The following is an 11,831-nucleotide window of genomic DNA, read 5'->3' as shown; positions in this document are numbered from 1 at the left end:
TACCGAAATGGGATTTTTTTTACTAAACCTGTCATCAATTAAAATAATTCCAATTGATTATTAGGGTTTGAAGGTTTGTTTTTTGGAGGTTTGGCATCACCAAAAATAGTTCTTCCGCCATATTTGTGCGATTCATCGCGTTCTCTTTGAATCAGCGCATCAAAGTTAGAATTGGGTGTAAAACTTTCTTCTGCTTTTCTTGAAATTTCAGATAATTTCTGAATCGCCTGTATTTTATCACTATTTCCAATTTTAGCCCGATTAATTGCCCTTTGTAGAGTATCAATTGTTTCATCATAAATTTTTACAGGAACAGGAAACGGATGCCCGTCTTTTCCGCCGTGAGCGAAAGAAAAACGTGCCGGATCTTCAAATCGGGTAGGAGTGCCGTAAATTATTTCACTAACCAATGCTAGTGATTGCAAAGCTCTCGGGCCCATTCCTTTCAAAAGCAATAATTCTTCAAAATCTTCCGGTTTATTTTCGTGAGTTGCCCACAACATGGCACCCAATCTTTTCATATTCACATCTTCCATTCTTACATCATGATGCGCGGGCATAGAAAGATGCTGCACTTCTTTCATGATTCTTGTTGGAGATTCTTTAGATAATTCTAAAATACCTTCTCTCGATTTTGTGGCTGCTTCGGCCGTAAGATTTAAAATTGTGCCTTGGTTTTCGCCATAAATAAAGGTATGCGGCTCATTTATAAAGGATTTTAAATCTTGTGAATGCCAATGATATCTTCTGGCAGTTTGCGAATTCGGGTTCATTCCTTGCTGGATAACCGCCCATTGTCCTTTATTATCAACGATAAAATTGTGCTGGTACAATTGAAACCCGTCCTGAATGGCCGTGTTGTCAACCTTCGCGGTTAGTCTGCTGCAATTGGCAAGATTATTTCCGTCAAGGCCTGTTTTTTCTCCCACAAATAAAAGTTCTTTTGGCGTTAGCATAGAATGTTTGCCTTTGCCTCCGCAAATATATATTCCCAATTCTTTTGAATGCGGGTTTACTGATTTTTTTAAGGCTCCAAGTACAGAAGTTGTAATGCCCGAAGAATGCCAGTCCATACCCATTACGGCGCCAAAACTCTGAAACCAAAAAGGATTACTAAGTTTGCTTATCACTTCGGCAGTAGAAAATTCTAAGGCAATCGTTTCTACAATCGCAAAACCAAGTTTAGACATTCGTTCAGCAAGCCACAACGGAACGTGCCCATAATGTAAAGGAAGATCTGCTGTGCCGGAACGTTTCATTTGATAAAGATTTGGATTGTTACAAAATTAAGTAAAATAGTTTAAAACGCTTATTTACAAAAGAAATGATTAAGAATACATTAGGATATTTTAGTAAATAACAGAATTGTTGTCAGCAAAATAAAAACCGCCGGATTTCGTCCGGCGGTTTAAATTACTTTTTTGTAAATTCCGACTTTTGATGTACAGATTTATCGATTTACATCGTCATCTTCCGGTTCGGCAGTAGTTGCATTATATTCATCCAAAGTTCTTCTGTCCGGATCATTGTTATTTTTTAAATCTTCATCCAGATACTGTGGTCTATTGGTTTCTTTTTGAAAATTGGGATCAATATTATCGTTATCATCCATTCTATGCTGAATTGGATGCTCATTAGATTTCTCGTTATATTGATCTCTTTTTCCGGAAGTATCTGCCTGATCCTGATCCTGACCCTGATTTACTATAGTATCCTTGCTTTCCATGGTTTCAGATTTATTCGTCTGATTATCTGATCTGTCGTTTCTGTTGTCTGAAGTATTCATAATAATAAGTTTATAGTTAATAATTAATTCAAGTTGCTGTAAAAAAAAGTATAATCCCCTACGGGATATTTCTAGGGGCGTGCCTATCGTTTCTACCAATATTTTAATTCTACCAATATTTAACTCCTAGCGGAGTAATAAAAAACATCTTGTAGAGACTACATATTGGTAGGAATCAATCTATTTGTGCCATTTTTGTCCTGTAGGGAGTACATTTATTAAACTACCAGTTTTAATTCCTAACGGAGTAATAAAAATATCTCGGAGAGATTATATATTGGTAGAAATCAATTTATTTGTGCCCATTTTTTGTCCCATAGGGACTACACTTATTAATAGCAATTGAATTCATTACAAATCTATAGACTACAAATAAAAAACGAATTACATTTTTTTGATCATTAATTGTATTATTATCAGTTGTTTACTTTGAAATTCCATATAAGCTTTATGGACATTTTGTAATTTTTGACATAGAATAGTAGAATTTTTTCTCTTTCATTTTTATTTAATTTGATATATAAAATTACAGGGCTATACAATGTTCATTTTTTAACTAAAAATAACTTTATTATGAAAATACCAAGAGAAATTATTAACGGGATTTATATATTTTTAGGAATTGCTGCTTTCTTCTTATTAATGGAAGTTTTAAATCTTGCTCATTTATTTTATCTGCGTTTATTAAATGTACTTATTATTTTTTATGGTGTAAACAGAACTTTAAAAATGAATCTTGCTGATGGTAAGAACAGTTTTGTTCCCAACGCAATTTCGGCTATGGTAACTTCTTTTACAGGAGTGGTTATTAGCATCGTAGCATTACTTATTTATAGTTATGCTAAAGGAGGTGACCAATACGTAAAATCATTATCAGAAGCGTTTATGTTTGGAGGCGAGCCATCGGTAGCAACATATACCTTATGTCTGTTTTTTGAAGGAACGGCTTCTTGTATAATTGTTACATTACTTTTAATGTTATATTGGAATAACAAATATAAAGCCGACTAAACTTCGTGATTATAAAAACTGAAACTTTACTATAAATATAACCTGCATTTAATGGCAGGTTTTTTTATTTTAAAAGAATCAAGACTGTTACAATTTACTTTTACATTTTGCTTCATTTTTAACTTAACACACAGTTCATGTTTAAATTAACTTGCAATTGTAAACTTGCGGGTTAAATAATATAAAATGATTCGAGTAGTACTAGTATTTTGTCTTTCTACACTATATTCTTTTGGACAGCAGATAAAATTTGAAAACTTCACAACAAACCAGGGCTTATCAAATAATTCGGTACTTGATATAGAAAGCGATAAAGATGGCGGCCTGTGGATTGCAACCTGGGACGGTCTGAATTATTTTGATGGTTACAGCTTTAAGATTTTTAAGAACAATTTTAAAAATCGTAAAACAGTTTCAAGTAACTATATTACAAAATTACAAAAAGATGCCCTGGGACAAATCTGGCTCATTACAAAAGAAGGTAATGTAAACCAATATCTTGGAAATGATGAGTTTGCAGCATTTAAGTTTAAAAGCACTCCAAAAGGCATCCATTTATCTCAAAAAGGAAATATAGTAGTAGAAACAAGTACGGATTATTATGAATTTAAAAATAATTCTTTTGTTGAAATACCTCAAAATAATGTACAAAGAACAGATTTTGAAAACCTAAAAAGTATTTTACTTAGAAAATATCCTAAACTTATGATCAATGATATTTTAAAAGATAAGTTAGGAAATATATGGTTTGCCACACGTGAAAATGGAGTCTATATCATTACAAATGAATCTAATGATAATAATATAGAACATTTTACTTCTGATTTGTATGCGCCATATTCTTTGACAAATAATGAAATAGAAACGCTTCATGAAGATGATTTTGGAAATATCTGGTTAGGGCAAAAAGACGGTGGTTTGAGTATGGCATTTACCGGTTCTGAAAAAATAAATTCTGTTATGCCGCATCCTATAAAAGAACCTAATCTGCCGGATGAAACTATTAGAGCAGTTACCAAAGACAGCAAAGGAAAAATTTGGTTGGGTTATTATACAAGAGGGCTTTATTGCTACAATGACAGAAGCCATTTGTATGAAAAATTTAAAATAGACAAAGCTGCTTCAAATCCGGATTGGGAGCGAATAAGAACTTTGTTTACCTCAAGCGATGGGTCAGTCTGGGCTGGAACTTACAAAGGAATTTTGCGTATTTCTGATGCTAAATGTACCAGTTATGAAACGAGCAATATTAAGGGAATGCCCGTTAACAGATGTTATTCTATGTTTGAAGATCAAAACAAACAGCTGTGGATGGGATGTTGGGGAGGTTTGGCTAAATTTAATTTGACAACCGGAAAGTTTGAAACATTTAAAGGTCAGGAATTATTAAATAAATACAATGTAAGATGCGTTAAAAAAAACAATCAAAATCTTATTCTTGCAACAGAAAATAATGGCGTGATTGTATTTAATTTAACGACGAGTGCTTTAAAAAAAATCACTACCAAAGATGGAATTTTAGGCAATAGCGTCTATTCTGTTTTTGTTGATAATGAAACAGATAATTACTGGATTGCTTCTTTGGGAGGTATAAGCGTTTTTAATAAAAAGACCGGCATAGTAAAAAATATTACAGAGGCTGAAGGATTGCCAAGTCATATGGTTTACGGACTTATTGATAATGGAAATAAAATCTGGTTTAGCACCACAAAAGGACTCGCTTCTATTGACAAGAAAAAATTTACCGTAACTTCTTATAATCCGGATCACGGCTGGCAGGCGCCTGAATTTTCTGAAGGAGCGTATCATCAGGATTCAAAAGGGAATTTGTTTTTTGGAGGTATAAACGGACTTAATTATTTTAATCCCGGAACGATTCACACCGAAAATTCAAAAGCAAGAATAAAATTGAAAATCGATGGTAATGAAAATTATCCGGCAGCAATAGAAAAAAGCTTTAGTGATAATGAATTGGAAATTGAAATAATACCCATACTATTTCCAAAAGCCAAAAGAAGCGATATTTATTACAAGCTCGAAGGAAATGATGACGAATGGATTTCTTTGGGTGCCAACAATAAAATCGAATATACTGATTTATCTTCCGGAGATCATGCCTTTATGATAAAACAGGGCAAGAACGGGATTCCCGAACCTGCATTTTTTACGCTTCACATTACCGAAGCATTTTATGAATCGGCATTGTTTTATATCCTTTTATCAGGTTTTATATTGCTGGTTTGTGTAATCGTAATTTATGTTAAAAATAAAAGCGCGCTTGTGCAGCAAAAATATCTGGAAGAACTTGTAAAAGCACGTACTAATGTGATTGAAAAGCAGAAAAAAAATCTGGAAGAAATTAATGCGGAACTGGATAAAAAAAACAAAAAAATAGAAGAACAAAAAGAGAAACTTTTGATTTTGCACAGCAATTTTAAAAACGAAAATTTTGAAATTGAAAAGTTTAAAACTTTTATGCTGGCAGAATTTCAGGATCCGATAGCCAGAATAATTGAAATCTCAAGTTCGTTTAAAAAAGATACAGAAACCCAGCGCGCCCTGATGTCAGAATCGGGTAAATTGGTGAACCTTATTTCTGAATGGAATTACCTCGAACATGTTAAGGATCTTGGCCCCATAAAGAAAACAGCTGTCGATTTGTTTCCTGTTTTAAAAAACAATGTCGAAAAACTTAAGAAAGATTTACAGCTTAATGAGGTCAATTTTAATTGTGAAATAGACAAAACAGATTGTTTTGCCATTATTGATGTTTTGCGTTTAAAACTGGCATTGCAGTATTTTTTCAATGATTTCTGCAAATATTCAGATAGAGACAGCACTTTAAGTATTGCAATTACCTATGAAAATAATTTTTTAAAAATTAATGCCGTTTCTGATAGTGTCATCTTAAAAAACAACTGGCAAAATATTGTGCATTATAGTCCCTATTTTAGAGCTTTACAGGTTTTAATACGAGATCTGGAAGGAGAGTTGATCCCCTCTTCAGAAGAACAATTTCAAACCACAATCTTAATTCCGATAGAGATTGTCGATCCCGAAACCAACTTTAAAGAAACAATTTCCTGGAAAAATTTTAATTATGAAGATCAGTTTTCTTCAGATAAAAAATGCCTTTTGGTTTTTGGTGATCCATTTAATAATGCGGCCGCGAATCAGGTTTTGGAAAGCGAAAATTATAACTTGATTTTCGAAAATTCTGTTTCTAATTTAAATGCAATCATAAAGCAGATTGATATTGCCGCTTTGGTTTTTTATCAGGCAGCGTTCTCCAATGACCTGATTCATTTTTTAAAAACAAAAAAAGAAAATACGAATATAAAAATCCCGATGATTTATATCTCAGAAGATATTAATTATGAATTAGACGAACAATTATTAGAAATTGGTATAGATACGCATATTAAATTGCCTGCAAGAGCATCATTTATTAGAAAGAAAATTGATAGCCTGATCCATCAAAATGCAGAGCCTTTGCGGGAATATAAAATTCAGCAGAAAATATTTGAGATTCTCACGGAAGACAATGAGCATATTACACCAAACGAAAAACTTTTAAAAAGGGCTTTAGAAATAATTAAAGACGAATTACAAAATCCGTCTTTTAATGTAGAAATGCTTGTGGAGCAATTGGGAATTTCGAGGGTAAAATGCTATCGTTTGTTTAAAGAAACCCTAAACCAGTCTCCTTTGGATATCTTAATGTCGCTTCGATTACAAAAAGCAGAAGTTTTGCTAAAAACGAAAAGGCTGAACATATCCGAGATCAGTTTTGAGTGTGGATATAACGATCCAAAATACTTTGGGCGCTCCTTTAAAAAGTATTTTGGCAAAAGTCCGAAGGAATATAAAGAATATAGCGCGTAACCCGTTGGATGTTAATTAGTTTTAACATAGAGACATAGATGTTGCATGTTCAAAGAAAGGCGTTCACTTCTTTAAAAGGCACAGAGTTCAGCTATGTGTAAGAAACATGTTTCTTTTTTGCACTCTTTTTAGAGGTCTAAAATCTATGTTTCTATGTGTTAAATGAAGTTTTAGTAATTACACCCAACGGGTTAGCGCGTAGTTTTTTGTTAGGACTGTATTTATAGAAAGTTAGCGCAATGTTAATGAACAAAAATCACCCTTTTTTGCCGTTAAATCTGTCCTAAATTGCATTAAAAGTCCACTTTTCAAATACAAAAATCCTCCTATTGCCGGGATCCATAAAATACTTTTGGCGAAACTAAAAAAGTATTTAAATGAAAAAAGTTTACGCATTGTTAATTCTTGCCTTAGGATGTATGTCATACTCCCATGCGCAGGTATCAGTATCAGGAATCGTAGTTTCTGATCTTGAAAAAGTACCCGTACCAGGGGTCTCTGTTTATATTAAAGGAGAACCAAAAGGCGCTGTTACGACAGATTTTGACGGAAATTTTAAAATTAAAGCACAACAAAATGATGGTGTTTTGGTTTTTTCTTACGTAGGATTTAAAACAAAAGAAGTCTCTTTCTCCGGAAATCAAAAATTGACTGTTGGTCTTGCTGAAGAAGTTAGTACTTTAAATGAAGTAGTGGTTGTAGGTTACGGTTCTCAAAAAAGATCTGATGTAACCGGCGCTATTGCTTCTGTAAAAAGTGAAAATTTTAATAAAGGAGTGGTGGCCAATGCCGGACAATTGATTCAGGGAAAAGTTTCCGGGGTTAACGTTGTTGGGGCAAGCGGTGAGCCGGGAGCCTCGCAAGATATCATTATTCGTGGGGTCGGGAGTTTGCGTTCAGGAACAACACCGCTTTATGTAGTAGACGGATTTGCCCTGGATAATACGAATAATGGAGTTGCTTCAAATCCTTTAAACTTTATCAATCCGCAGGATATTGAAAGTATTGAGGTACTTAAAGATGCATCTGCTTCGGCTATTTACGGTTCGAGAGCGGCAAACGGAGTAATTGTAATTACAACTAAAAAAGGAGCGAAAGGACAAACAAAAATAAACCTTTCTATGAGCACCGGATTTTCAACATTGGCGAATAAAGTTGACGTTTTTAGTGCCGATGAATTTAGAAAACAAGTTGTTGCTGTAAATGGAAATTTACAAGACGGAGGAGCAAATACAGACTGGCAGGATGAATTAACCAGAACGGGAGTTTCTCAAAACGTTAATTTCTCTATGAGCGGAGGAACAGATAAATCAACTTATGCAGCATCTGTAGGAGTAGACAATCAGGAAGGTGTTTTACAAAATAGTGATTTAAAACGCTATTCAGGACGTTTAAATTTAAACCAAAAAGCATTTGACGATAAGTTTAATGTTGCTTTTAACATGACAGCAACAAAACTTGAAAATTCAAGACCAGACGCAAGAGGTATTGTGGGCAGCATGTTGACAATGAACCCAACCGATGCAGTTTATGTAAATGGAGAACCAAATGTAAACTTGAGCAATGATGCTGTAAATCCTTTAATCAGTCAGAGAATTTATTCTGATGAAACCAACAACAATCGTATTTTGGCTAATATCGCGCCATCTTATGAGTTCATAAAAGGATTAACGTATAAGTTTAATCTTGGAGTTGATTATTCAATGTCTGAAAGAGACATACAAGTTTTACCTTATACTTCGGCGACTAATACAACCGAAAGTACTTTGAACAATATTACAACTACTAATAATAATATCTTATACGAAAATACACTGACGTATAATTTTAGTAAAGATGTTCATAGTTTTACAGTTTTAGCGGGTCAGTCTTACCAGAAAATACAAGTAAACCAAAAGAATTACGACTTTAAGGGATTCCCTGACAATGGTGTTGAACCAAAAAATCAAATAGAAGCCGCTACTGAGCTTAGAACCAAGTCTTCATCTGCGGTAGAAAATGAGCTTCAGTCTTTCTTTGGAAGATTAAATTATGGCTATGACAACAAATATTTGCTTACCGCAACGATGCGTGCCGATGGTTCTTCTAAATTTGGTAAAAATAACAGATACGGATATTTTCCATCTGTTGCATTGGGCTGGAACATTACAAAAGAAGATTTTTTAAAAGAATCTGAAATGCTTAACAATCTTAAGTTAAGAGCAAGCTGGGGTCAGACAGGTTCTCAGGAGATTCCTTCTAAAATTACAAAAGCAAGTTATACAGAAAGCAACAGCGGATATGATACGTATCCATTAGATCCATCTGCTACAGATTTAGCTGGATATCCTTATGGTTCAATTTACACACGTTTAGCCAATCCTAATATTCAATGGGAAGTTTCAACACAAACCAATATTGGTTTAGATTTTAGTTTATTCAATAACAGATTATCAGGTACTGTTGATTATTTCAACAAAGTTTCGGAGAATATTTTATTAGAAGTAGCGCCGGTAGATCCAATTCAGCCCACATCAAAATATTGGACAAACATTCCTAATATGGAAATCAAAAACGACGGTATCGAGGTTGCTTTAGATTACAGCAGCGACAAAAGCAAAGATTTCTCTTATAGCATTGGCGGAAATATCTCTTTTACAAACAACAAAGTAGAAAATTCACCTTACCAAATTTTAACTACAGGAGGAGCGCAAGGTGGCGGACAATCCGGAGCAACGATAAACGGTGTGCTAAACGGACAGCCAATTGGTTCTTTTTATATGCTTGAATTTACCGGAATTGGTGCTGATGGTTTAAACCAGTTTAAAGATACAAATAACGATGGTAAGATTCTGGACAATGACCGTATCGTTGCAGGAAGTGCTTTACCGGATTATATTTACGCGTTTTATTTGAATTTGAAATATAAGAATTTTGATTTTGGAGCTAATTTTAACGGAGCTCAGGGAAATAAAATCTACAACCACGTTGCAATGTCATCTTTCAACAGAGGAAGTCTGGCAAATTCTTTTAACACTACAGACAGGGCTTCTCAATATTTAAACGAAGCATCTACGAATTCAAATACAGTTTCTACAAGATATTTAGAAGATGGAAGTTTCTTAAGATTAAATAATGCAACTCTGGGTTACAATTTAAGCCCAAAATCAATTGGACTTGATAATATAATGGACAACATTCGTCTTTCGGTAACAGGACAAAATTTATTTGTAATCACAAAATACAGTGGTTATGATCCTGAAATTAACACTGGAACTTCAGTAGGCGAAATTCAGTCTTTTGGAATTGACTATTTCAGTTACCCAAGAAGCAGAACCATTGTATTTGGCTTAAACGCGGCATTTTAATCAAAAATAACAAAACATGAAAAACAAAATAATAATAGCAGGTCTTGCATTCAGTTTATTTTTTAACTGGAGCTGTACTGACTTAGAAGAAAATGTCCTGGACGAATCCTTAAATGGGGCAGGACAAGCAGAGGCAATTAGTGGTGCAATTGCTCCCGCTTACGGCCAATTAAAATCGACATGGTATCATACAAACAATTTTGGTTTACAGTTAATTGCAAGTGACGAAGGTATTTTACCTTACAGAGGAGGAACTGACTGGTATGATGGAGGTAAATATTTAGCCGTTCACGCGCACACTACAACACCTACAAATGACCTGGTTACAACTACCTGGAATGCGCTTACTAAAAACATTTCGAGAACATTATCTGCTATTGAAGTATTAACTCCTCTTGCAGAAGGCGGAAATACAGAAGCACAAGGAGCACTTTACGAAATGAAAGCCCTAAGAGCTTATTTAAATATGCAGACATTAGACAGCTGGGGACTTGTGTTTAAAAAAGAATCATCGGCCAGTACTTCAGAAATATTGAGAGGACAAGATGCGGTTTCTTATATAGAAAGTGAATTATTGTCTGTTGCCGATGTGATTAATACTAACAGAGGACCCGGAAGAATGACACAGGCTGCGGTTTGGGGACTTCTTTCAAGATTGTATTTAAATGCTGCTGTATATCGTGATCCTTACGGAACGCCTGCATTTGCCGCGGCAGATATGGATAAAGTAATTAAATATACAGATAACATTATCAACTCAGGTAAATTCAGTTTATCTCCAGAGTATTTTGACTTATTTGATGATGCTAATAATTCAAACCCTGAATTAATTTTTGCAATAGATCAGCGTGGAGTTTTAGCAGATGAGCACAACCGTTGGGCATACTGGTCAATACCGGGATCAATGTTCGCAAGACCAGAATCAATTAACGTAGACGGAACTGATGGTCCGGCGATTACGTCAGATTTTTATCAAACATGGGTTGATGCTTACGGAAGCGTAGATCCTGCCGATGCCGATTCAAGGTTTTATAAAAATAATGCAAAAGTGCCGGATAACTTAAAAGACCTTACCGGACTTTCGCCATTAAACGATGAAAATCATTATTACTGTGTAAAAGCTGAAGACTTTGAAATTGACAGAGGAATTATGAGAGGTATTCCGTGGGCAGCCAGAAAAGATGCAAACGGCGCTTTTTATAAATGCGATGGCGGATACCGAATTTATCCGGTTAAGCAAATTAAAGGAAACGGACCAGACAAAAACGTGGGTTATGTGAACCTTACCCTTAAAGTTGATTTTACTAACGAAGGCAGTACGCACGCTGCTGGATACAGAGTGTCGAAATATCAGTTTAGCCATACTTCTCCTGATGGAAATACGTACAGCAGTGTAGATATGGTATTGCTTAGATATGCAGAAATTTATATGATGCGTGCCGAAGCTAAATTAAGAAAAGGACAAATTGGTGAAGCATTGGCAGATATGAATATCGTAAGAACTTCAAGAACGGCACGTGCTCCAATTCCTGCTGCGCTTACGGTTATAAATTTGGATATTTTGTACAGAGAATATGGTTTTGAATTTTACTGGGAAGGTTTAAGAAGAACTACTCAAATTCGTTTTAACCATTTTGAAGATAAATGGACTGAAAAATCAGATGTAGATGTAAACCACAGATTGTTCCCAATTCCCCAGGTAGCAATTGACGGAGCTTCAAACACACCTGGATATTTAGTACAAAATAAAGGATATTAAAAATTTGTTTAATTGTTTTGAATTGAAGGCTGTTCGTTTTTTG

General features: G+C 34.5%; 6 protein-coding genes. 4 read left to right on the top strand and 2 right to left on the bottom strand.

Annotated elements, in window-relative coordinates; translation table 11 throughout:
- Positions 1–38: 38 nt before the first annotated feature.
- Positions 39–1,259: a DUF763 domain-containing protein gene (locus tag SD960_RS11735; RefSeq protein ID WP_318803279.1), complete on the bottom strand. Its 1,221-nt coding sequence runs from the start codon at positions 1,257–1,259 to the stop codon at positions 39–41.
- A gap of 191 nt (positions 1,260–1,450) precedes the next feature.
- Complete coding sequence (locus SD960_RS11730; protein WP_318803276.1) at positions 1,451–1,786, bottom strand: hypothetical protein; 336 nt, start codon at positions 1,784–1,786, stop codon at positions 1,451–1,453.
- Positions 1,787–2,359: 573 nt separating this feature from the next.
- Here SD960_RS11730 and SD960_RS11725 point away from each other — a divergent pair.
- From SD960_RS11725 to SD960_RS11710, 4 genes are all read left to right on the top strand, one after another.
- Entirely contained in the window at positions 2,360–2,797 is a 438-nt protein-coding gene (locus tag SD960_RS11725) for a hypothetical protein (protein ID WP_318803275.1), read from the top strand.
- 186 nt (positions 2,798–2,983) lie between these two features.
- Entirely contained in the window at positions 2,984–6,682 is a 3,699-nt protein-coding gene (locus tag SD960_RS11720; RefSeq protein ID WP_318803273.1) for a two-component regulator propeller domain-containing protein, read from the top strand.
- 377 nt (positions 6,683–7,059) lie between these two features.
- Positions 7,060–10,029: a TonB-dependent receptor gene (locus tag SD960_RS11715; protein ID WP_318803271.1), complete on the top strand. Its 2,970-nt coding sequence runs from the start codon at positions 7,060–7,062 to the stop codon at positions 10,027–10,029.
- Between the two features lie 16 nt (positions 10,030–10,045).
- On the top strand, positions 10,046–11,788 hold the full coding sequence (locus SD960_RS11710) for a RagB/SusD family nutrient uptake outer membrane protein (protein ID WP_318803269.1): 1,743 nt from the start codon (positions 10,046–10,048) through the stop codon (positions 11,786–11,788).
- Positions 11,789–11,831 lie beyond the last annotated feature (43 nt).

Source organism: Flavobacterium sp. MMLR14_040 (assembly GCF_033657265.1).
Taxonomy (GTDB): domain Bacteria; phylum Bacteroidota; class Bacteroidia; order Flavobacteriales; family Flavobacteriaceae; genus Flavobacterium.
Note: the sequence above shows the minus strand (reverse complement) of the source record. Positions and strands in the feature narration are given on the sequence as shown.

Coding starts and splice junctions, on each gene's coding strand:
- SD960_RS11720 (WP_318803273.1), top strand. CDS start 2,984: ATGATTCGAGTAGTACTAGTATTTTGTCTTTCTACACTATATTCTTTT.
- SD960_RS11730 (WP_318803276.1), bottom strand. CDS start 1,786: ATGAATACTTCAGACAACAGAAACGACAGATCAGATAATCAGACGAAT.
- SD960_RS11725 (WP_318803275.1), top strand. CDS start 2,360: ATGAAAATACCAAGAGAAATTATTAACGGGATTTATATATTTTTAGGA.
- SD960_RS11710 (WP_318803269.1), top strand. CDS start 10,046: ATGAAAAACAAAATAATAATAGCAGGTCTTGCATTCAGTTTATTTTTT.
- SD960_RS11715 (WP_318803271.1), top strand. CDS start 7,060: ATGAAAAAAGTTTACGCATTGTTAATTCTTGCCTTAGGATGTATGTCA.
- SD960_RS11735 (WP_318803279.1), bottom strand. CDS start 1,259: ATGAAACGTTCCGGCACAGCAGATCTTCCTTTACATTATGGGCACGTT.